This is a genomic window from Pseudomonas rhizoryzae, from assembly GCF_005250615.1.
Taxonomy (GTDB): Bacteria; Pseudomonadota; Gammaproteobacteria; order Pseudomonadales; family Pseudomonadaceae; genus Chryseomonas; species Chryseomonas rhizoryzae.
This window is the reverse complement of sequence record NZ_SULM01000008.1, coordinates 1-21366: the sequence shown is the minus strand read 5'-3', so window position 1 is coordinate 21366 and position 21366 is coordinate 1. Positions and strand designations below refer to the sequence as shown.

General features: G+C 67.0%; 23 protein-coding genes and 1 other RNA gene. 14 read left to right on the top strand and 10 right to left on the bottom strand.

The features are described 5' to 3' along the window. Nucleotides 1–3 precede the first annotated feature (3 nt). Complete coding sequence (locus FAZ11_RS14115; protein ID WP_058767056.1) at nucleotides 4–798, top strand: siderophore-interacting protein; 795 nt, start codon at nucleotides 4–6, stop codon at nucleotides 796–798. Further along, nucleotides 795–2141: an MFS transporter gene (locus tag FAZ11_RS14110; RefSeq protein WP_058761781.1), complete on the top strand. Its 1347-nt coding sequence runs from the start codon at nucleotides 795–797 to the stop codon at nucleotides 2139–2141. The genes FAZ11_RS14115 and FAZ11_RS14110 overlap by 4 nt, the downstream gene beginning before the upstream one ends. Here the strand turns inward: FAZ11_RS14110 and FAZ11_RS14105 are convergent. After that, nucleotides 2138–3262: an aminopeptidase gene (locus FAZ11_RS14105; protein ID WP_137279524.1), complete on the bottom strand. Its 1125-nt coding sequence runs from the start codon at nucleotides 3260–3262 to the stop codon at nucleotides 2138–2140. The genes FAZ11_RS14110 and FAZ11_RS14105 overlap by 4 nt on opposite strands. Here FAZ11_RS14105 and FAZ11_RS14100 point away from each other — a divergent pair. After that, nucleotides 3261–3683, top strand: a complete 423-nt coding sequence (locus tag FAZ11_RS14100; RefSeq protein ID WP_058772039.1) for a PA0061/PA0062 family lipoprotein — start codon at nucleotides 3261–3263, stop codon at nucleotides 3681–3683. The genes FAZ11_RS14105 and FAZ11_RS14100 overlap by 2 nt on opposite strands. 31 nt (nucleotides 3684–3714) lie before the next feature. Continuing rightward, nucleotides 3715–4146 carry a PA0061/PA0062 family lipoprotein gene (locus tag FAZ11_RS14095; protein WP_058761784.1) on the top strand — a complete coding sequence of 144 codons (432 nt, stop codon included), beginning with the start codon at nucleotides 3715–3717 and terminating at the stop codon, nucleotides 4144–4146. Nucleotides 4147–4165: 19 nt separating this feature from the next. Here FAZ11_RS14095 and FAZ11_RS24785 read toward each other — a convergent pair whose 3' ends face one another. Continuing rightward, a complete protein-coding gene (locus tag FAZ11_RS24785; RefSeq protein ID WP_167371457.1) occupies nucleotides 4166–4342 on the bottom strand; it encodes a hypothetical protein in 177 nt (58 codons plus the stop codon). Between the two features lie 102 nt (nucleotides 4343–4444). Beyond that, nucleotides 4445–4675 (bottom strand): DUF1161 domain-containing protein, encoded by a 231-nt coding sequence (locus FAZ11_RS14090; RefSeq protein WP_058761785.1) that lies wholly within the window; start codon nucleotides 4673–4675, stop codon nucleotides 4445–4447. A 146-nt stretch (nucleotides 4676–4821) separates the two neighbouring features. Between FAZ11_RS14090 and FAZ11_RS14085 the strand changes: the two genes are divergently transcribed. Continuing rightward, nucleotides 4822–5487 carry a hypothetical protein gene (locus tag FAZ11_RS14085; protein WP_058772038.1) on the top strand — a complete coding sequence of 222 codons (666 nt, stop codon included), beginning with the start codon at nucleotides 4822–4824 and terminating at the stop codon, nucleotides 5485–5487. On the opposite strand, the gene FAZ11_RS14080 is transcribed toward FAZ11_RS14085, so the two are convergent. Next, a non-coding RNA gene (locus tag FAZ11_RS14080) (sX9 sRNA) lies at nucleotides 5479–5570 on the bottom strand. The two genes, FAZ11_RS14085 and FAZ11_RS14080, sit on opposite strands and share 9 nt — an antisense overlap. A gap of 61 nt (nucleotides 5571–5631) precedes the next feature. Next, nucleotides 5632–6861: a nucleoside recognition domain-containing protein gene (locus tag FAZ11_RS14075; protein ID WP_058772037.1), complete on the bottom strand. Its 1230-nt coding sequence runs from the start codon at nucleotides 6859–6861 to the stop codon at nucleotides 5632–5634. A gap of 128 nt (nucleotides 6862–6989) precedes the next feature. On the opposite strand from FAZ11_RS14075, the gene FAZ11_RS14070 reads away from it, so the two are divergent. The 3 genes from FAZ11_RS14070 to ubiA all read left to right on the top strand — a co-directional run bounded on the left by FAZ11_RS14070 (nucleotide 6990) and on the right by ubiA (nucleotide 9113). Then, a complete protein-coding gene (locus FAZ11_RS14070; protein WP_058761788.1) occupies nucleotides 6990–7559 on the top strand; it encodes a DUF2780 domain-containing protein in 570 nt (189 codons plus the stop codon). Next, entirely contained in the window at nucleotides 7543–8100 is a 558-nt protein-coding gene (locus FAZ11_RS14065) for a chorismate--pyruvate lyase family protein (RefSeq protein ID WP_081319951.1), read from the top strand. Before FAZ11_RS14070 ends, FAZ11_RS14065 begins: the two co-directional genes overlap by 17 nt. 65 nt (nucleotides 8101–8165) lie before the next feature. Beyond that, nucleotides 8166–9113: a 4-hydroxybenzoate octaprenyltransferase gene (gene ubiA / locus FAZ11_RS14060; protein ID WP_058772036.1), complete on the top strand. Its 948-nt coding sequence runs from the start codon at nucleotides 8166–8168 to the stop codon at nucleotides 9111–9113. Here ubiA and FAZ11_RS14055 read toward each other — a convergent pair. Beyond that, nucleotides 9098–10078, bottom strand: coding sequence for a DMT family transporter (locus FAZ11_RS14055; protein WP_058772035.1), 981 nt, complete (start codon nucleotides 10076–10078; stop codon nucleotides 9098–9100). The genes ubiA and FAZ11_RS14055 overlap by 16 nt on opposite strands. Before the next feature lie 243 nt (nucleotides 10079–10321). Next, nucleotides 10322–11275, bottom strand: a complete 954-nt coding sequence (locus FAZ11_RS14050) for a LysR family transcriptional regulator (RefSeq protein ID WP_058767049.1) — start codon at nucleotides 11273–11275, stop codon at nucleotides 10322–10324. A gap of 246 nt (nucleotides 11276–11521) precedes the next feature. Between FAZ11_RS14050 and FAZ11_RS14045 the strand changes: the two genes are divergently transcribed. From FAZ11_RS14045 to FAZ11_RS14030, 4 genes are read left to right on the top strand one after another with little or no spacing between them, the layout of a single operon-like run. Beyond that, on the top strand, nucleotides 11522–13024 hold the full coding sequence (locus FAZ11_RS14045; RefSeq protein WP_058772034.1) for an efflux transporter outer membrane subunit: 1503 nt from the start codon (nucleotides 11522–11524) through the stop codon (nucleotides 13022–13024). Continuing rightward, nucleotides 13021–15177: an FUSC family protein gene (locus FAZ11_RS14040; protein WP_058772033.1), complete on the top strand. Its 2157-nt coding sequence runs from the start codon at nucleotides 13021–13023 to the stop codon at nucleotides 15175–15177. The genes FAZ11_RS14045 and FAZ11_RS14040 overlap by 4 nt, the downstream gene beginning before the upstream one ends. Then, a complete protein-coding gene (locus FAZ11_RS14035) occupies nucleotides 15167–15367 on the top strand; it encodes a DUF1656 domain-containing protein (protein ID WP_058761794.1) in 201 nt (66 codons plus the stop codon). The genes FAZ11_RS14040 and FAZ11_RS14035 overlap by 11 nt, the downstream gene beginning before the upstream one ends. A 10-nt stretch (nucleotides 15368–15377) precedes the next feature. Further along, nucleotides 15378–16277, top strand: a complete 900-nt coding sequence (locus tag FAZ11_RS14030) for an efflux RND transporter periplasmic adaptor subunit (protein WP_058761795.1) — start codon at nucleotides 15378–15380, stop codon at nucleotides 16275–16277. Nucleotides 16278–16578: 301 nt separating this feature from the next. Here the strand turns inward: FAZ11_RS14030 and FAZ11_RS14025 are convergent, their stop codons facing one another. From FAZ11_RS14025 to FAZ11_RS14015, 3 genes are read right to left on the bottom strand one after another with little or no spacing between them, the layout of a single operon-like run. Further along, entirely contained in the window at nucleotides 16579–16740 is a 162-nt protein-coding gene (locus FAZ11_RS14025) for a DUF1328 domain-containing protein (RefSeq protein ID WP_007160206.1), read from the bottom strand. A 29-nt stretch (nucleotides 16741–16769) separates the two neighbouring features. Continuing rightward, nucleotides 16770–16994, bottom strand: coding sequence for a hypothetical protein (locus FAZ11_RS14020; protein WP_193557173.1), 225 nt, complete (start codon nucleotides 16992–16994; stop codon nucleotides 16770–16772). Between the two features lie 10 nt (nucleotides 16995–17004). Beyond that, nucleotides 17005–17259 (bottom strand): hypothetical protein, encoded by a 255-nt coding sequence (locus FAZ11_RS14015; RefSeq protein ID WP_058761797.1) that lies wholly within the window; start codon nucleotides 17257–17259, stop codon nucleotides 17005–17007. A gap of 441 nt (nucleotides 17260–17700) precedes the next feature. Here FAZ11_RS14015 and algB point away from each other — a divergent pair, with 441 nt between their 5' ends. Both algB and FAZ11_RS14005 read left to right on the top strand, forming a co-directional pair. Further along, nucleotides 17701–19050, top strand: coding sequence for a sigma-54-dependent response regulator transcription factor AlgB (gene algB, locus FAZ11_RS14010; RefSeq protein WP_058761798.1), 1350 nt, complete (start codon nucleotides 17701–17703; stop codon nucleotides 19048–19050). Further along, complete coding sequence (locus tag FAZ11_RS14005) at nucleotides 19047–20837, top strand: ATP-binding protein (protein ID WP_058772032.1); 1791 nt, start codon at nucleotides 19047–19049, stop codon at nucleotides 20835–20837. The genes algB and FAZ11_RS14005 overlap by 4 nt, the downstream gene beginning before the upstream one ends. Nucleotides 20838–21366: the final 529 nt, after the last annotated feature.

The window sequence follows — 21366 nt, the reverse complement described above, 5'->3', positions numbered from 1 at the left end:
GCAATGGCGACATCTTTTCACAGCCCTGAGGGCGATGCCAATGCCCGTCATGTATTCAACCGTGTGCGCTTCGAACTCAAGCGGCGCTGGGCGACCGTCGTCCGCCGCGAAGAACTGGGTGGCGACCTCTTGCGCCTGACCTTCGGCGGCAGCGATCTGGCCGACTTCCAGAGCGCGGCCTTCGACGAACACGTCAAGCTGTTCGTCCCCGCCGATACCACCCCCATCCGCGCCGCCAGCCCCGAGCAACTGGTGGGCCGGCACTACACGCCGCGCCACTACGACGCCGCCCGTGGCGAATTAGCCATCGACTTCTACCTGCATGAAGCCGGGGTGCTGACCACCTGGGCGCGCCAGGCGCAACCCGGGGCCGAATTGATCATCGGCGGGCCCAAGGGCGCCCTGGTGCCGCCGGAGGATTTCGACTGGTATCTGCTGGCCGGCGACGAGACCGCCCTGCCGGCCATCGCCCGGCGCCTGGAGCAACTGGCCGCGGGCGTGCGCGTGCTGGTGATCGCCGAAATCGCCCGCCCAGGACTGGAGATCGCCCTGCCGACCGCAGCAAGCGCTGACATCCGTTGGGTCCATCGCGAGACGCAAGCCGAGGCCCTGGTGCAGGCGCTGCAAGCCCTGGAGCTGCCCGCTGGCGAAGGCTACGCCTGGGTAGCCGGCGAGGCGAGCCAGGCGCGCGCCGCGCGTCAGGCGCTCCTGGCCAAGGGCCTGCCGCGGGACTGGGTCAAGGCGGCCGGCTATTGGAAGCTCGGCGAAAGCGATCAGCACGTGAAGCTCGACGATTGAGTACTACCGCCCCCCTCGCCGACGGGCTACCGCGCCCCCGCCGCCAGCGGGCCATCGCCGCCCTGCTGCTGGCCATCAGCATGACGGTGCTGGACAGCGGCATCGCCAACCTGGCCCTGCCCACCATCGCCGAGGCGCTGGACGTCTCGGCGGCCGCGGCGGTATGGATCGTCAGCGCCTATCAGCTGAGCCTGGTCGCCCTGCTGTTTCCCCTGGCGGCGGTCGCCGAGCGCCAGGGCTTGCGGCCGGTATTCGCCGCCGGCGTCGGCATCTTCGGCCTGGCCTCCCTGGGCTGCGCCCTGGCGCCGGACCTCCCCAGCCTGGTAGCCGCCCGCGCGCTCCAGGGCGTGGGCGCCGCTGCCATCATGTGCGTCAGCGCCGGTATCGTCCGGCTGTCCTACCCGCGCGACCGGCTGGGTCGCGGTATCGCCATCAATGCCCTGTGCGTCGCCCTGGGTTCGGCCGCCGCGCCCAGCCTGGGAGCGGCGATCCTGACCCTGGGTGGCTGGCCCTGGCTGTTCGCGGTCAATGTGCCCATCGCGTTGGTGATCGGCCTGCTGGTGCGCAATCTGCCCGACAGCCCTCGCGCGCAACGCCGGCTCGATCCGCTCAGCGTGGGGCTCAACGCCCTGGTGTTCTGCGCCGGCATCGGCGGCCTCGAACGCCTGGGCGGTGCGCCGCTGCAGGGGGTGGCGCTGTTGCTGGTGGCCGCCGTCAGCCTGTTGCTGCTGATCCGTCGCGAGCGCGGACTGCCGGCACCCCTGCTGCCGGTCGATCTGCTGGGCCTGCCGGCCATGCGTCACTCGGTGCTGGCCTCGGTCTGCTCCTTCGCCGCGCAGATGCTGTGTTTTCTCGCCCTGCCCTTCTACCTGCAGCATCAACTCGGGCTGGTACCCCTGCACGTTGCCCTGCTGATGCTGGCCTGGCCGCTCACCGTGGCGGTGTCGGCCCAGGTGGCCGGGCGCCTGGCCGATCGCTATCCGCCGCAGCGCCTGTGCATGCTGGGCGGCCTGGGCATCGCCCTGGGGCTGGCCGCCGCTGCCGGCATGCCGCTGGCGCGCTCGACCTTGCTGCTGATTCCCTGCCTGATCCTCGGCGGGATCGGCTTCGGCTTCTTCCAGGTGCCCAACAACAGGATCATGCTCACCGCCGCCCCCGCGGGCCGCAATGGCGCCACCGGTGGCGTCCAGGCCACCGCCCGCCAGACCGGCATGGCGCTGGGCGCCGCCGCCCTGGCGCTGCTGCTGCATCTGGATGGGAGCCTGGCGCCGCGGCTGGGTCTGGCCCTGGCGGCGGCGCTGGGGTTGGTCGCGGCCTGGTCCAACTGGCGGGCGCCGCGCTAGGGCTGAGCGTTGCGGTCTGCCGCGAGTAGCGCCTGAAGCGCCCGTTCGCGCTCCGCGGCGGGGCGCTCACCGAGCAACTGGACCCGATGGAAGAACGCCGGCCAGTTGCCCGGGTGCTGTCGATAGAGAGCGGCGAAGGCCGGTACCCATTGCTCGTACAGGCCGTAAGGCACCAGCCGCGCGTTGTTGAGCGGCTGTTGCATCCAGCCGTCGAAGCGCCGGTCTTCCCGCCAGGCCGGCGTGGCGCGTAGCCGCTGGTAATCGGCACGTAGTTGCACGAAACGCCTGGCCTTGGCCGCGCGCATGGCCGTCGGGGTCAGCGGCTGGGCATAGAGTCGTGCCAGATCCTCGCGGGTGGTGAGCAGCAGAGCGCGGAACTGCTGGTAACGCGCCTCGCGCCCCGGGTCCGGCGGTGGCAGGCCGCGACTGGCGCGCCATTGCCGCAGGCCTTCGCCCTCGACGAAGGTGGCGTAGGATTCGTTGAACGCCGTATCGCCGGGTACATAGAAGCGCTGGTGCGCCAGCTCGTGGAAGATGGTGGCCGCCACCTGGTCGTCGTCCCAGCGCAACATGCTGCTCAGCAGCGGATCGCTGAACCAGCCCAGCGTCGAATAGGCCGGCACGCCGCCGACGTAGGTATCCTGCCCTTGGCGTTGCAGCTCTTGCGCCGCCGCCCGCGCCGCGGCTTCCCGGTAGTAGCCGCGATAGGCCACGCAACCGGCGATGGGAAAGCAGTGGGTGGTGGGCCGGGTGGAGAATTCGGCGGTGGCGAAGACGTTCCACAGCACGAAGGGCCGCCCCAGTTCGACGAAACTGCGATAACTGGCATTGTCCGGCAGGGCCAACTCGGCACTGGCGAAACGCCGCGCGGCCGCCGCGGCGGCGAGACGCTGGCGCAGGGCGGCGGGGCGCGCCGGATCCGCGACGACTGTCGCAATGGGCTCGCGATCACGGATCAGCGCCCATTGGCCCTGTACCATCTGACCGTAGTACCCGACCGAGGTACAGCCGCCCAGTCCGATCGCCAGGGACAGCCACGCCAGCCACCGGCCCGCGCGTCGCGCAGGCAGGGTGCCGGATTGGGCATCGCGCCCTTCCCTGCCTGGAGTTGTAGCCGTCATGCGTAGACTGTGCCTGCTGTTGCCTGTGCTGTTCCTGAGCGCCTGTTCCCTCTGGCCGCTACCCAAGCCCGACCCGGCGCAGGCCTGGATCGATCTGGACAGCGACGGTAAGGCCAAGCTGGAAGCCCTGAGTGCCGATCGCAAGGAACTCGAAGACAAACGCTACTTCCAGGTCTGGCCAGGAAGCCATGACTTGCAGGTACGCTACCAGTTCGAGGTGCAGCCCACCAACATCGGCGCCCAGGTCGCCGATCCGCTGTCACGTACCTGCCTGGTCACGCTCAACTACAAGCAGTTCGCCGCTGGCGAGCGCTATCGCCTGGAAGCCGGCCAGACCGGCTGGCGGCCCTGGGCGCGCCTCTATGACGAGCGCAACCAGGAAGTGGCGCATAGCACTGCCAGTCGTTGCGGCGACGTGTAGACTCGACGGATCCCCTCTTCAGGAGTCGTCCATGCGTTTGCGGTTACTGGCTCCCCTGCTGCTGCTCGGCGGCTGTACCACGCCGCTGCCCCCTGTCGATCCCCAGCAGGCCTGGATCGATCTGGTGCTCCGTGAACCGGCCATCGGCGCCTCGCTGCTAGCCGAATCCCAGGATGGCCGGCGCCTGAACGACGGTCGTTATTTCCAACTCACCCCTGGGGCCCATAGCCTCAAGGTGAGCTACAACTACGAACTCTATGGCAACGGCGGTTTCGGGCCACGCTTTGGCTGGAACAATGCCCTACAGATCCAGTGCTACCTGGAGCTCGACTATGATGATTTCCAGGCGGGTCGACGTTATCGCCTGAAGGCCGAGCATACCTACGGTCAGGGGGAGATCACCCTCTACGACGGGCAGCGCGAGCTGGTGACGTCGCAACGGGGCATCTGTACCCCCATCTGAACCGCTGGCGCAGACGGACTCAGGCCGGCAGGCTCAGCCAGTCGTCCTGGCTGTGGTCCAGGGTACGCATCACAGCGGGGCGCTCCTGCTGCTCACGCAGTTGCCGACTCAGGCGCAGGAAATCCTCGCGTTCCATCCAGCGCGGCGCAGGCTGGGCAAGGGACAGAGCTTGGCGAATCCGGGCGAACAGCGACATGGCATTACCCTCTTGGCTAGATACTGTATGCGCAAACAGTACTAAGCCAAGCGGAACTGTACAAGCATCCAGCGGATGAACGGTCCGCCTTCCGTCCCGAAGTCAGTCGTTACGCTGATAGATGATCTTGTGGGTGCCGTTGGCGCAGCTCCCCACCACCATGTTCGGATCCCGTACCTCGGCGTTGGGTACCGCTTCCAGGGTGTAGGCGGTCACCCCGGCCGCCTGGATCTTGACCTCGATGTCGGCCTTGAGCTGTTCACAGGACAGGGGCGCGGCCAGCAGCGGCGCGCTGAGCAGGGCGGTACAGCAAAGCAGCGATAGACGTAGCATGGCGATGTTCCTTGGCGTGATGACCTCGCTACTTGGACGCCACGGCTGTGGCGATGTTCTCACCAGGACCGCTCGACCAGCGAAGCGGTGGAACCCGGGACCCGAACGGTCTTTCCGATGGGAATCCCGTTCAGCGAAGTGGCCCCATGTTCCAGTGGTTGCAAGACAATTACCAGGTGCTCACCCTGTTCGCCCAATGCTGCACCCTGGGCGTCTGGATCCTCTATGCCCAACTGCTGCTCAACAACTACAAGCGTCAGCGCCAGCCGCGGCTGATCATCAATCGCGGCGCCGGCAAGGGCGTGGGCGCCCTCTGCCTGCTGTCGAACATGAGCGCCGAACCGGTGTTCATCAACCAGCTCACGGTCATTCTCAAGACCAATCGCGAAACGCTCTACACCGATGTCACCGACATCCGCGAAAGCGGCCAGGATGACTTCGATCCCGATCTGGTGCTCGGCCAGGCCACCCACCAGGGCCCGCTCAACACCGGAGACTTCACCCACATCGGCACCTTCCAGGGCCTGATCCGGCGTGCTGCCGAGGGCAATGGCCTGGCGCTGGACAACCATCGCCCGCCGGACGGCTGGGTGTTCGAAGGCATGGAGATTCGCGCCGTGGCCTTCTACGGTTCGGACCATGATCCCATCGGCGTGCGCCGGCGCTTCCGCCTGGGCCAGCACGACGGCGAATACTGCGCGCTGATCGCCGAGGATTGGCAGACCCAGCAACTCACCTCACGCCGCCAGCGACGCATGGTGCAGGACGACTGGATGCGCGAACCGGAGCACAGGACCCAGAGCAGCTCATAAAACGTAGCGAGCGGTTGTCAGGCGGGTGCGCGCGGCGCGCAGGAACCGCACCGGGCTCGCGTTCGAGTGTACGAGTGGTACATGAGGATTCCGAGCACTGCACGCGCCCGTCTGGCGAACGCGCAGTAGTTTTATTAGCTGCTCTCAGCCGAAGAACCAGTAGCAGACCAGGATCGACGCCGTGACGCCGGTGAATTCGGCCAGCAGGGCGCAGCCCACCGCATGGCGGGCGCGCTGGATGCCCACCGCGCCGAAGTACACCGCCAGCACATAGAAGGTGGTCTCGGTGCTGCCCTGGATGGTGGCCGCGACCAGTGCGGGGAAGCTATCCACCCCCTGGGTCTTCATGGTCTCGATCAGCAGGGCGCGGGCGGCGCTGCCGGAGAAGGGTTTGACCAGGGCGGTGGGCAGCGCCTCGACGAAGCGGGTGTCCCAGCCGAGCAAGGTCACCATGTGGCGGATGCCTTCGAGGATCGCCTCGAGGGCGCCGGAGGCGCGCAGCACCCCTACCGCGCAAAGCATGGCCACCAAATAGGGCAACAGCGACTTGGCGACGTCGAAGCCTTCCTTGGCGCCTTCGACGAAGGCCTCGTACACCGGCACCTTGCGCAGCGCGCCGAGGATCAGGAAGGCCAGGATGATGCCGAACAGGGTCAGGTTGCCGAGCAAGGACGACAACCCGGCCAGCGCCGTGGCGGTGAGGGTGAAGAGAAAGGCGACGAAGGCGCCGAAGGCCAGGGCGCCACCGCCGAGCCAGGCCAGCACCACCGGGTCCCAGAGTTTCAGCCGCTGCATGAAGGCGACTGACAGCAGGCCCACCAGGTTGGCACAGGTATGGGCCAGCAGGATCGGCAGGAACACCAGGGTCGGGTCGGCGGCGCCCTGCTGGGCGCGATACATGAACACCGTTACCGGCAACAGGGTCAGCGAGGAGGCATTGAGCACCAGGAAGAGGATCTGCGCATTGCTCGCCGTGGTGCTGCTGGGATTGAGTTCCTGCAGGGCACGCATGGCCTTGAGGCCGATGGGGGTAGCAGCGTTGTCCAGGCCCAGGCCATTGGCGGCGAAGTTGAGGGTGATCAATCCCAGCGCCGGGTGCCCGCGCGGTACCTCGGGCATCAGGCGGGCGAACAGCGGGCCGAGCAGCCGCGCCAGGGCATCCACCAGACCGGCCCGCTCGGCGATGCGCAGGATGCCGAGCCAGAGGGTCAGGGTGCCGAACAGCAGCACCATGACCTCCACCGACAGCTTGGCCATGGCGAACAGACTCTCCACCATGGCGGCGAACACCCCGGCGTTGCCCGCCACCAGCCACTGGCCGAAGGCACTGATCCCGGCGACGATGAAGAAGCCCAGCCACAATCCGTTGAGCATCGGTGTTCCCCCGGCAAAACGGCGATCATAACCCCAGCGTTGCGCCCGTGCAGGCCGGTCGTTCAGTCCACGGTCATCCCCGTCGGGTTATCCTGAAGAATCTTCGAAGAAATTGCTGGAGTCCCTGTATGCGTCTGCCCGTCCTCGCCCTGCCGCTGGTGCTCGCCGCCAGCCCGGTGTTCGCCTTCAACCTCAACGACGCCGTCAACGCCTACAACAGTGCCAGCGGCAACAACAACGCCAAGGCCACTGCCGCCGCAGCTGCCACGCCCCAGGCCCAGGGCTTGCTGCAGGCGCTGACCAGCCAGCTCAACGTCACTCCGCAGCAGGCGGTGGGCGGTACTGGTGCCCTGCTGGGCCTGGCCAAGAACCAGCTGGTGGGCAACGACTACAGCCAGTTGGCCAAGGCCGTGCCGGGGCTGGATCAGCTCGCCGGCGCCAACGCCGCGGGCGGTCTGGCACAACTGGGTGGCCTGGGCAATCTGCTCGGCGGCGGTGGCCAGGACGCCAAGCAGAGTCCGCTGGGCAGCCTGCTGGGTTCGGTCGACAGCCGCCAGGACGTCAACAAGACCTTCAACGCCCTGGGCATGAACAGCAGCATGACCACCCAGTTCGCCCAGGTGATCCTCGGTTACCTCGGCAAGCAAGGCACCCAGCCCTCCCTGCTGAGCACCCTGGGCAATGTCTGGGGCCTGTGACCCGACGCCGCGCTGGCTGACCCGTGAGGCGGCCAGCCGGGAAGCGGATTACGCCAAAGCGCCGCTCGACTGGCTCTACGCCGATCGCGGCTCTCTCACCGAGCGCCTCACCGCCGTCAGTGGCGGGCGCTTCGCCGTGGAGGTGCTTGCCGAAGGCTGGCAACCGCTGCGCCTGGACGAATGTCAGGCACTGGACGTGGCGCCGGCCAGCTCCGGCTGGGTACGCGAAGTCTGGCTGCGGGGTGCCGGTGAGCCCTGGGTCTTCGCCCGTAGCGTCGCGGCCCGCACGGCCCTGGAAGCCGCCGACTTCGACTTGGCAGCACTGGGCGATCGACCGCTCGGCCACTGGCTGTTCCAGGCGCCAGCCTTCGTCCGCGGGCCGCTGGAGGCCTGTCGCTATCCCCAGGCCTGGCTGCCCGCGGCTGTGGGGTCCACGTCCTGCTGGGCCCGTCGCTCGGTGTTCCGCCGGCAGCCCTTGGCGATCCTGGTCAGCGAGGTCTTCCTGCCGACGTTCTGGCCCCACGCCGAGCGAGAACGCTAGTCGAATCCTCACGACGCCCGACAGGCCCCTTATAATCGCCGGGCCCTTTGCCACGCAGCCGTCCGATGAAAAAGAAAGCGTCCCGCCCTCGTGATCGCCGTCCTGCCCCGCCCCGCGCCCCGCAGCCCGGCGCCCGGGTCATCGCCACCCGTCCGCGCAGCGAGCGGCTCAAGGATTTCGTCCAGCTGACCCGGCTGGACCGCCCCATCGGTATCTACCTGCTGCTCTGGCCCACCCTCTGGGCGCTGTGGATCGCCGCCGAGGGTGTGCCGAGCCTGAAGAACCTGCTGATCTTCGTGCTCGGGGTGGTACTGATGCGCTCGGCCGGTTGCGTGATCAACGACTTCGCCGATCGCAACTTCGACGGCCATGTCGCCCGCACCAAGAACCGCCCCCTGGCTACCGGGCGGGTCACGCCCAAGGAAGCGTTGATCCTCTTCGCCGCCCTGGTGCTGATCAGCTTCGGCCTGGTGCTGTGCACCAATGCCACCACCGTCTGGCTGTCCTTCGGCGCCCTCGGCATCGCCGCGCTCTACCCCTTCATGAAGAGATACACCTACTACCCCCAGGCGGTCCTGGGCGCGGCCTTCTCCTGGGGCATGCCGATGGCCTTCACCGCCGAGACCGGCCAACTGCCGGCAGCGGCCTGGCTGCTGTTCATCGCCAACGTGATCTGGACGGTGGGCTACGACACCTATTACGCCATGGCCGATCGCGAGGACGATCTCAAGATCGGAGTGAAATCCACCGCCATCCTCTTCGGCGACGCCGACCGGGTGATCATCGCCACCCTGCAGGGCCTGACCCTGCTCTGCCTGGCGCTGGCCGGCGGCCGCTTCGGCCTGGGCCTGCCGTTCTACCTGGGTCTGGTGGTGGCGGCCGGCTGCTTCGCCTGGGAATTCCACGTCACCCGCACGCGCGATCCGCTGGTGTGCTTCAAGGCCTTCCTGCACAACCACTGGGCGGGGTTGGCGATCCTCTTGGGCATCATCGCGGATTACGGGCTGCGCTGAGCCTTGCTCAGATCGCCCGCATCCGCCGCCACCTCCGGCAAGGCCTCAGGTTGCGGCGCCGGCACCGGTTTGGTCTTGGATCTCTTGCGGCTCTGTTGCCAGGCCACGGCCAGGCCGCTGGCGCAGATGATGAGGATGCCGATCATCGCACCGCCGTCCGGCACGTGGCCGAAGGCGAAGTAGCCGACGATGCCGGCGGTGACGATCTGGCCATAGCTGAAGGGCGCCAGCAGCGCCGGGGGTGCGTAGCGGAAGGCCTGGGTCAGCAGCAGGTGGGCGGTCATGCCGAAGAAGCCGAGCAGCGCCAGCATGAAGCCGTGCCCCAGCGTCGGCACCTCCCAGAAGAAGGGCACCAGGGCGCTGAGGACCAGGGTGTTGACCACCCCGGTGAGGAAATTGCTGGTGGTAGGGCTGTCGGTGGCGCTGAGTATCCGCGTCAGCAACTGGTAGAGGCCGAAGCACACCGCCGAGCAGACCGGCAGCAGCACCGCCGGGGTGAACAGTTGGCCGCCCGGGCGGACGATGATCAGCACCCCGACGAAACCGGCCAGCACCGCCGCCCACTGGCTGCGGCTGACGCGCTCCTTGAGCAGCGGCACCGACAGCGCCGTGACCATCAGCGGCGCGAGGAAGTTGACCGCCGTGGCTTCGGCCATCGGCAGATAGTGCAACGCGGTGGTGAAGAGCAGGCTGCAGCCGATCAGGCACAGCGCCCTGAGTACCTGCAGGCCAGGACGCTTGGTGCGGATCACCGCCATCCCCGAACGCGGGATGAAGATACCCATCATCAACAGGGTGTGGGAGAGGTAGCGGGCCCAGACCACCATGACCACCGGGTAGAAGCCGGCGAGGTACTTGGAGAGGGCATCGTGGCAGGCGAACAACCAGACCGCCAGGCAGATCAGGGCGATGCCCTTGAGCGGCTGGTCGGCGAATCTCAGAGTGGGTCCTGCTGGGGTGCTCATTGGACTCCCGTGGTACTGACGGCGGCCCGCGACCGCCTGCATGATCCGGCCGTCCCGCATGGCGGTCCTGCGACGTTGCCGCCGACTTGGGACATGGACCTCGACGACCGCGAAGCGTGCCGGGAGGAAGCCGTCCTGTCGCCCCCCAGGACCGCGATACCGGGCGATATTTCAATAGCTTACTAACTATGACCAGGCACGGAGCGCCTGCTCTTCGAGCTTAGTCCAAGCGACCCGTCGCGCTCAACGAGATTGTCCGGCGAGTTCACTGGCGGCGCGTACCACGGCTTCATCCGCCTCCAGGGCGCCGGGAATCTGCTCGCGCAGGTAGGCGACCCAGGTCTTGATCTTGGCATCCAGATACTGCCGCGAGGCATAGAGGGCATAGGCATTCAGCCGCTGCAGGCGATAGGCCGGCAGCACCCGCACCAGGCTGCCGTCGCGCAGGCCGTCCACCGCGGAATAGAGCGGCAGCACGCCGATGCCGAGGCCATGGCGCAGGGCCTCGGTCATGGCATCGCCGACATTGACCTGGAAGGGGGTCTCACCGAGGCGGAAGGTTTCCGCGCCGTTGGGACCTTCGAACTGCCAGCGGTCGAAGGACACCACCGGACTGATGAATCTCAGGCAGGCGTGGTCGGCCAAGTCCGCCGGCGTCTGCGGCTGGCCGTGCTCACGCAGGTAGGCGGGCGAGGCACAGAGGATGCTATAGGTCTGGCCGATCTGCTGGGACACGAAGCCGGAGTCGGGCAATTCCGCCGCCACTACGATGGCCAGGTCGAAGCCCTCTTCCAGCAGATCGGGGATGCGGTTGGCCATGGTCAGGTCGAAGCGCACCTCGGGGTGCAGGGTGCGATAGCCGGCGATGGCGCGGATCACGTAGTGCTGGCCGATGCCGGTCATGCTGTGCACCCGCAAGCGGCCCTCGGGCCGGGCCTGGGCGTGACCCGCTTCGGCTTCGGCTTCCTCGACATAGGCGAGGATCTGCTCGCAACGCGCCAGGTAGCGCTGGCCGGCCTCGGTCAGGGCGATACGTCTCGTGGTGCGGTGCAGCAGGCGGGTGCGCAGGTGGGTTTCGAGATGGGCGACCGCGCGGGAGACGTGGGCGGTGGTGGTCTGCAGCATCTGGGCCGCGCTGGTGAAGCTGCCGCTTTCCACCACGGCGACGAAAACGCGCATGTTGTGCAGAGTGTCCATGCCACCTCGTGGGTCTGGAAAACCATCATTCTGCATATTATTTCACTATGTGAAACAAAGAATCGCGAGTTGGCGCGCTAATCGGCTACCTCGTAATTTCATATAATCGTTAGCATCCTAACAGTGTCGCCAAATAGCCGTTCGGCCTGAACGATACCGTCTCCAGCTCACGCTCATTCCGCCGTCCCGCACCACGCCTTCATGGGCGCGCTATTCAGGGATGGCCCTGTTGCAAACGGACCCCACGTGTCGCCTTCCCCTTGCAGAGGATGGCCCGCGCTGGCGGTGGTCGCCCTGGCGACCCTGCTGGCCGGGTGCATCAGTACCGGTCACAACGCGCCCCAGGCGCAACGCCTCGACGATCAGGCCCTGGTCACCGACGCCGCCATCCGCGACGCCGCGCAGCAGGCCGCCTGGCCGGAGCGCCAGTGGTGGCGTGCCTATGGCGATGCGCAACTGGATGCCTGGATCGCCAGCGCCCTGGCCGATAACCCGCGCCTGGCCACGGCCGCCGCCCGGGTGCGCCGCGCCGAGTCCCTGGCCGGGCTCGCCGAATCCCGCGAAGCCCTGCAGGTCGAGGGCAAGGGCGCCTTCAAGCGCTACAGCTGGCCCACCGACGGCTTCTACGGCCCCGGCGAACTGGCCGATCGCACCACCTGGAACAACAATGCCGAACTGGGGCTGAGCTACGCCCTGGACTTCTGGGGCCGCGAGCGCGACGCCAGCGCCCAGGCGCTGGACCAGGCGCACCAGGCCGCCGCCGAGGTCCGCGCCGCCGAACTGGAGCTGACCGGCAATATCGTCCGCACCTACATCGGCTTCGCCCTGCACCACGATCAGCGCGACATCCTCGCCGCCACCCTGGAACAACAGCGCCAACTGGCCGAGCTGGCCCAGCGGCAACTGGACGGCGGCCTCGGCACCCAGTTCGAGGTCAGCCAGGCCCGTGCCCTGCTGCCCGAGACCGAGCGCCAGCTGGAAGCCCTGGACGAGACCCTGGCGCTGGATCGCAACCAGCTCGCCGCCTTGGCTGGCAAGGGTCCCGGCGCCGGGGCCAGCCTGCAACGACCGTGGCTGACCCTGGGCGCCGCGCCGCGCCTGCCCAGCAGCCTGCCGCTGGAGTTGGTCGGCAAGCGTCCCGACGTGGTGGCGCGCCGCTGGCAGATCGCCGCGGCGGCCAAGGGCGTGGACGTCGCCCGCGCCAGCTTCTATCCCAACATCGACCTGGTGGCCAACGTCGGCCAATTCCTCACCCTGGGCCGGCTCAGCGAGATGCTCACCCACGCCAAGACCGGCTCCTTCATCGGCCCCGCGTTCTCGTTGCCGATCTATGACGGCGGCGCCCTGCGCAGTCGCCTTGGCGCGGAATCGGCGGCCTACGACATGGCGGTCAGCGCCTACAACCAGACCCTGGTGGACGCCCTCAAGGAGATTTCCGACGCCCTGATCAAGGCCGACTCGGCGGCCAAGCAGGCGACCCTCGCCGACCAGGCCAGCCAGGAGGCCCAGCGCACCTACGACATCGCCCGCGAGGCCTTTCGCCGCGGCCTGACCGACTACCTGCACGTGCTCGACGCCCAGACCCGGCTGTTCGCCCAGCAGCGCGTGACCGCCCAGGTGCACGCCCTGCGCCTGGCCGCCCAGGCCGGCGCCCTGGTCGCCCTCGGTGGCGGTGCGGACCTCGAACGCGGCCCGGCCGATAAAGAGCTGGTACCAGCGCGCGTCGCCGTCGAGCGGGCGGCCCGGTGAACGCCACCACCGCCACCGGCACGCCCCTGCGTCAGGCCCTGAGTGCCTGGGCGCGCAGCGACGGCAGCCTCTGGCTGTACCTGTTCAAGGTAGTGCTCGCCGCCAGCCTGACCCTGTGGCTGGCCATGCGCCTGCAACTGCCGCATCCCAGCTCGGCGGTGATCACCGTGTTCATCGTCATGCAGCCGCAAAGCGGCCAGGTGCTGGCCAAGAGTTTCTATCGGGTCATGGGCACCCTGCTGGGGCTGGCGGTAATGCTGGTGCTGATCGCCCTGTTCGCCCAGGAGCGGGTGCCCTTCCTGATCTTCCTGGCGCTGTGGATCGGCCTCTGCGTGGCCGGCTCGGCGCGCTATCGGGACTTTCGCAGCTATGCCTGCATGCTGGCCGGCTACACCGCCGCCCTGATCGGCATTCCCGCCGCGCTGAATGCCGATACCGCCTTCATGTCGGCGGTGATGCGGGTGCTGGCCATCACCCTGGGGGTGCTCTGCAGTGGCGCGGTGAGCGCGGCGGTCTTTCCACAGACCAGCGCCACGGCCATGCGCCTGACGCTCTATCGGCGCATGGGGGTCTTCTCCGGCCTCGCCGCCGACGTCCTGCGCGGCCGCCTCGATCGCGCCAGCCTGGAAGCCGCCGGGGTCCGCCTGGCCGCCGAGGCGGTGGGGCTGGAAAGCCTGCGCAGCGCCTCGGCCTTCGAAGATCCGCACATGCGCATGCGCAGCGGCCGTCTGGCGCGGCTCAACGCCGAATTCATGGCCCTGACCACCCGCCTGCACGCCCTGAGTCGCCTGCTGATGCGCCTGCGCGAGCGCGAGGCCCAGGTGCCGCTGGCAGCGCTCGAACGGCTCTGGGCACCGCTGCTCGACCTCTTCGAGGAATGGCGTGGCCAGTCCCTCACCGATCGCGCCGCACCTGCCGCTGCCGCACGCCTGGAAGCCCTGCACCAGGGTCTGCGACCGCGCATTCGGGCCCTGCGCGCCGAGCTGCCACTGCTGAGCGATGTCGACCGGCGGGATTTCGAGACCGCCGTGGAGCTGCTCTTCCGCCTCACCGGCGAATGGCACGACTACCTGCAGACCCACGCCTCCCTGGCCGCCGCGCGGCACAGTCGCGAGCAATGGAAGCCGCGCTTCGTGGCCAAGGCCAATGCCCTGGGCGCGGCGGTCACCGGTGTGCGCAGCGCCTTCCTGGTCTTGCTGCTGGGTGCCTTCTGGATCGCCAGTGCCTATCCCAGTGGCGGCATGCTGGCGCTCAACGCCGCGGCCGTCTCGGCGCTGGCCTCGGCCTCGCCCGATCCCAAGCGCACCGCCATGCAGATGGCCGTCGGTGCCAGCGGCGGCGTCCTGATCGGTTTCTTCCTGACCTTCTTCGTCTTTCCCTGGATCGCCGGCTTGCCGCTGCTGCTGCTGACCCTGGCGCCGGTGTTCATGCTCGGCACCTGGATCTCCCTGCGGCCGGGCTGGATGGGCTACGGGTTGGGCTGCCTGGTGTTCTTCTGCTTCACCTCGATCCCCGATAATCCGCCGGTCTACAACGCCTACGCCTTCATCAACAACGGCATCGCCGTGGTGCTGTCGATGGTGATCACCGCGGCGGTCTCGGCGGTGCTGCTGCCGCCCAACAGCCCCTGGCTGTGGCGCCGCCTGGAACGCGATCTGCGCCAACAGCTGGTGCGGGCGGTGAGTGCGCCCCTGCCGCACCTGGCGCCGGCCTTCGAAAGCCAGACCCGCGACCTGCTGAATCAGGCCTATGGCGTCAGCGCCGGCCAGGGCGACGCCCAGCGCCGCTTGATCGGCTGGGCCTTCTGCGTGCTGGAGATCGGCCATGCGGTGATCGAGTTACGCGAGTTGCAGGCGCGCCTGCCCTGGGCGCCGCACTATGCCGAGGGCAGCGCCTGGCGCCAGGCCATCCGCGTGGTCGGCCGCGCCCTGGTGCGCCTCTTCCTCAAGCCCGGTGCGGAGAATCTGCGGCGCGCCCTGGCCGCGGTGGACGCCGCCCTGGCCGCCGTGGCGGCGGTGACCGAATCGCCGGAATTGCCCTATGACGAATCGCCCCTGCGCCAGGTGCAAAGCGACCTGCATTTCATCCGCAGCGCCCTGCTCGATCCCCAGGGACCGCTGGCCCGTTACCTCGAGATCTCCCATGCCACGTGAAATCGCCTTCCATGGCCTCTACCTGCCCACCGTGACGGTGCTGTTCCTGGTCGCCGCCCTGCTCGCCTGGGCGCTGGACCGGGTGCTCGCCGCCGTGGGCCTCTATCGCCTCGTCTGGCATCCGGCGCTGCTGCGCCTGGCCCTGTTCACCTGTCTCTACTGCGCCCTGGCGCTGTGCGTCTATCGCTAGGATTACTGCCATGATGCTCAAGAAACTCTTCGGCGTGCTCTTCACCCTGCTGGTGGTCTGCCTGGCCCTGATCCTCGGCCGGCTGCTGTGGGTGCACTACATGAACGATCCCTGGACCCGCGACGGCCGGGTACGTGCCGAAGTCATCACCATCGCCCCCGACGTGGCCGGGCTGGTGACCGAGGTCGCCGTGCGCGACAACCAATGGGTGCACAAGGGCGACCTGCTGCTGCAGATCGACCCCGCGCACTACGAGATCGCCGTGCAGCAGGCCGAGGCCACGGTCGCCGCGCGCAAGGCCACCCTGGCCATGCGCCAGCAGAACGCCCGCCGCCGCGCCGACATCGATAGCCTGGTGGTCTCCCGCGAGAATCGCGAAGACGCCAGCGCCGCCGCCCTGGCCGCCGAGGCCGATCTGCGCCAGGCCCAGGCCCAACTGGAAGCGGCGCGGCTGAATCTCAAGCGCACCCGGGTACTGGCCCCGGTCGATGGCTACGTCACCAACCTGTCGGTGTTCAAGGGTGACTACGCCGCCGCAGGCGCGCCGAAGCTCGCCGTCATCGACGCCCACTCGTTCTGGGTCTACGGCTATTTCGAAGAGACCAAGCTGCCCCATGTGCAGGTGGGCGCGGCGGCTGAGATGCGTCTGATGAGCGGTCAGGTATTGCACGGCCATGTGGAAAGCATCGCCCGCGGCATCTATGACAGGGACAATCCCCAGAGTCGCGAACTCACCGCCGATGTGAATCCCACCTTCAACTGGGTACGGCTCGCCCAGCGGGTACCGGTGCGCATCGCCCTCGACCCGGTGCCGGACGGCGTGCTGCTCGCCGCCGGTACCACCTGCACCGTGGTACTGGAAGATGCTCGCGGCGAGCGCTCCTGGTGGGATGCCTTCTGGCAGGGCTGAGCTTTCCTGCTCCTCAAACGACGACACCCCTGACGTCGGCGGCCTTCACCAAGTGGTGAACTCCGTCGAATTCAGGGGTGTTGTCGTTTCCAGCCCAGTCCGCCGCGAGTGCGAAAGTACTCCCTGTACTCTTGGAACCCTCCCGCTACTGCAGAGCGTCCCGACCTTGTGGCCCTTGCGTCCCGTTGTGCGAGACGTCTTCGAGGGTGTCATTGAATCGGCTTAAAGCTGCAATCCGATGACAGAGCCTCAACTGCCGGTCGTCATGACCGGCAGTCCGTTCCTACTCACGGATCTGGCGTCAGGGACGCCGACGACCCATGAAGAACGACACCACGAACAGCACCAGGAACAGCACGAACAGGATCTTGGCGATACTGGTAGCAGTACCCGCGATACCACCGAAGCCCAGGACGCCGGCAATGATGGCAATGATCAGGAAAGTGATAGCCCAGCTCAGCATGGTGTTTCTCCTATGTATTACAAGTGCACTCAGCGGACGACAGCACCTGTCCAGCGAGCATTAGTGTTATTAGCGAAATCCTGGGTGCCCAGACTCGCCATCCGTGGTTCCACATCAGTCAAATCAAGATCGATACCATTGAGGTTGTGCGTCTGATTGAGGGCGCGACCCATCACCAGAGCGCTGAGCAACATCCCAACGCTGACGACCGCAGCTGCGACGAACAACGAAATCACCAGCAGCATCCACACCATGGCCATCGCCTCAGAACACCCAACGGGTCTGCTTCACCAGACGGTCACCGTTGGACTGTGCGGGGATGGCCTTGAGTTCCCCAGCACCTTGGCTAGCCAAGGGCTTGATTGCCGGCACCATGGCCTGAGCGGCAATGCGAGTAGAGGCAATGAGTGCCTGTTCGCGGCTGACGTCCTGCCCCTGGGGAGCGGCGACGGCGGCGCTGGCGAAGCAAGCGAAGAGCGCAGTACCTACCAAGTGCTTGCGAAGGGTCTGGCTGATCATTGGGTCTCTCCTGCATTCCGTTGGCCCTAAGGCCGGCTTGCCAAGGAGATTGCAGACTGCGTGCCAGCTTTTTTGAAAGTGCTTTTTACTTATAAATCATGTACTTATGATTTATTGCCAGCGGCTCCGCACATGCACCTTGCAAGGTGCATGGCCTGGAGCATTGCGTTTTGCATGATGGCTCGACTACGAAAGGACGGCTTTGCAGCGGGTCGATCGGCGACTTGAGTGGTAAAACCTCCGGACTCGGACCCTTTTTATGCACTTGCAGCGGTTTCAGGTCCCGCCGGAGCGGGTGGGTTGCGATCTGCACGATGCTTGCGAGGCCCGCTTTCGATTGGCTGGTGGACCTGCGGATTGCAACTTGCACGATGTATGATGGACTAACTGCCAGCTCTGTCTTTTAGCGCGTTTCGGCCTGCGGGCCTGGAGTCCTCCTTCATGGAACAAACCAGCGGTCGCATCCTGCTCGTGGACGACGAAGCCGCCATCCTGCGTACCTTTCGTTTCTGTCTGGAAGATGCCGGCTACAGCGTCGCCACGGCCAACAGCGCGGCCCAGGCCGAGGCTCTGCTGCTCCGCCAGGTCTACGACCTCTGCTTCCTCGATCTGCGTCTGGGTGCGGACAACGGCCTGGACGTGCTGCAGCAGATGCGTATCCAGGCGCCCTGGATGCGAGTGGTGATCGTCACCGCCCACTCGGCCATCGACACCGCGGTGGATGCCATGCAGGCCGGCGCTGCGGACTACCTGGTCAAACCCTGTAGCCCCGACCAGTTGCGCATGGCCGCCGCCAAGCAGCTGGAATTCCGCCAGCTTTCCGCCCGCCTGGAGGCCCTGGAAGGTGAGGTGCGCCAGTCCAGCGCCGGTCTCGATTCGCGCAGCCCGGCGATGATGAGCATCCTGGAAACCGCCCGCCAGGTCGCCACCACCGACGCCAACGTGCTGATCCTTGGCGAATCCGGTTCCGGCAAGGGCGAGCTGGCGCGCGCCATCCATGCCTGGAGTCGGCGCGCCAAGAAGACCTTCGTCACCATCAACTGTCCCTCGCTCTCCGCCGATCTGATGGAAAGCGAGATGTTCGGCCATACCCGTGGCGCCTTCACCGGCGCCAGCGAGAGCACCCTCGGCCGGGTCAGCCAGGCCGATGGTGGCACCCTCTTCCTCGATGAGATCGGCGACTTCCCCCTGGCCCTGCAGCCCAAGTTGCTGCGCTTCATCCAGGACAAGGAATACGAGCGGGTCGGCGATCCGGTGACTCGTCGCGCCGACGTGCGCATCCTCGCCGCCACCAACCGCAACCTGGAACAGATGGTGGCGGAAAACGAATTCCGCGAAGACCTGCTCTATCGCCTCAACGTCATCGTGCTCAACCTGCCACCGCTGCGCGAACGCAAGGAAGACATCGTCGATCTCGCCGAGCGGTTCCTCGCCCGCTTCGTCAAGGACTACAACCGACCCGCCCATGGCTTCAGCGAGGCGGCCCTGGAGGCCTTGCGCAACTATGGCTGGCCGGGCAACGTCCGCGAGTTGCGCAACGTCATCGAACGGGCGAGCATCATCTGCGGCCAGGACCTGGTGGACGTCAACCACCTGGGCCTGGGCGACGGCCCTGCCACCGGCAGCGCCGCCAGTGCGCCGCGGGTCGGCGAGGCCTTGAGTCTGGAAGCCCTGGAGCGGGCCCATATCGCCGCGGTGATGGCTACCAGCGAGACCCTTGACCAGGCCGCCAAGACCCTGGGCATCGATGCTTCCACGCTGTATCGGAAACGTAAGCAGTACGGGCTATGAAACTGCCGATCAAGCTGCACACCCGCCTCTTCCTCAGCATTTCCGCCCTGATCGCCGTGGCCCTCATCGGCCTGCTGGTGGGCCTGGTCAGCGTGCTGCACCTGGCCCGTGAGCAGAGCGTGCAGACGCGCAGCAACCTGGACTTCATCAACCTGACGCTGAACATGCGCCAGGAGCTGAGCAACAGCCTGTTCCAGATGCTCGATGGCGCGCCGGATCCCAAGGCCCTGGCGGCCGCTCAGCAACGCTTCGAGCAGTACCTGCAACTGGTCCAGGGCGAGATGCGCCAGCCCGAACAGCGCGCGGTGCTGGAAGACGTCAAGCAGCGTTACGAACGCTTCGCCGAGTACCTGCGCTCACCGCCCACCGACTACGCCCAGCTGCGCGCCGATCCGGGATTCCAGGAGACGCTCAACACGCTACGCAACCGTATCTATGACCTGCAAAGAAGCTACGTGGTGACCCTGGAGCGCATGCAGGACGAGGCCCACGACCGGGCGGTGATCATCGCCCTGCTGCTGGCCATGATCGGCGTAGCCATCCTGGTCACCGGGGTGGTGACGGCCAATGGCATCGCCAAGCGCTTCACCGGTCCCATCGACGGCCTGGCCAAGGCCGCCGAACGCATCAGCCAGGGCAATTTCGACGTCCAGTTGCCCACCTCGCAGATCGCCGAGTTCACCCTGCTCAGCCGTCGCTTCGGCAACATGGCCCAGGCCCTGCACCGCCTCAGCGAGACCAATGTCGAAGCCCTGGTGGCCGGTCAACGACGCCTGCAGGCGGTGCTCGACAGCATCGACTACGGCCTGGTGATCCTCGATCCCCAGGGCAACATCGAGCACGCCAATCCGGTGGCCTGCCGCCAGCTCGGCTGGAACGAGAACCACCTGGGCGAATCCCTGATCGCCGCCCTGGAACGGCCGGAAATCGAGGCGAGCGTGCAGCGCGTCCTGGCTGGCGGCGCCTTGAATGCGGCGCCCGAAGACCTGGAAATCCGTGTCGACGACGAGGTGCGGCTGCTGGCCTGGAGCCTGACCCCGGTGAACCACGCCGACGGTCGCAGCGTGGGGGCGCTCATGGTGCTGCGCGACGTCACCGAGCAACGCGCCTTCGACCGGGTGCGCAACGAATTCGTCCTGCGTGCCTCCCACGAGCTACGTACCCCGGTCACCGGCATGCACATGGCCTTCGGCCTGTTGCGCGAGCGCCTCAAGGTGGCGCCGGAATCCCGCGAGGCCTATCTGCTGCAGACGGTGGACGAGGAAACCCATCGCCTGGTGCAACTGATCAACGACCTGCTGGACTACTCCCGTCACCAGAGCGGCCTGCAGCGTCCGGAAAAGCTACCCAGCGAGATCGGCGACCTGCTGGAAGAGGCTCGTGCCCGCCATGCCGACGAGGCGCGCGAGCGCGATGTCGAATTGACCGTGGAGCTGCTGCACACGCCGCTGCCGCGGGTCAGCCTGGACCCCAAGCAATTGGCGCGCGTGTTCGACAATCTGTTGAGCAACGCCCTGCGCCACACCCCGGCAGGCGGGCGGATCGTCATCCAGGCGCTGCGCCAGAACGATCAGCTGCTGATGGCGGTGCAGGACAATGGCGAAGGCATCGCCTACGCCCAGCAGGGGCGGGTGTTCGAGCCCTTCGTGCAGATCGGCAGCCAGAAAGGCGGGGCCGGCCTGGGCCTGGCGCTGTGCAAGGAAATCATCCGCCAGCACGGTGGCCGCATCGGCGTGGTGTCGCGCCCCGGCCAGGGGACGCAGATCTTCATGACCTTGCCGACCTGAGCCAAGCGGCCCGGCTAGCCCCCTCTCCCCTAGGGAGAGGGTTGGGGTGAGGGCGCCCTTCGTCACGATGCCCCAGTGGAAAAGGCTGCGCCGTTTTCCACGCTACGACGCCCCGTAGGTTGGGTTGAGCGCAGCGAAGCCCAACATCACCCCGAGCGCCGGCCCTGTTGGGCTTCGGCGATAGAGCCGCCGCAACCCAACCTACGCTCTAGCCCCCTCTCCCTCAGGGAGAGGGTTGGGGTGAGGGTGCCCCTCGTCACGATGCCCCAGTGGAAAAGGCTGCGCCGTTTTCCACGCTACGACGCCCCGTAGGTTGGGTTGAACGCAGCGAAGCCCAACGGTGCCCAGATCGAATCCGCGTTGTTGGGCTTCGGCGATAAAGCCGTCTCAACCCAACCTTGTATCTCTCCTGGGTAATGAGATTAGCTACCTCATTACCCGGAGCCGGCTGAGCACCTACCCAACCTGAGCACTCGATGCTGTTTCGTAGAATGTGCCTGCCGGCTCCCTTTCTCCACATCCTGAATGG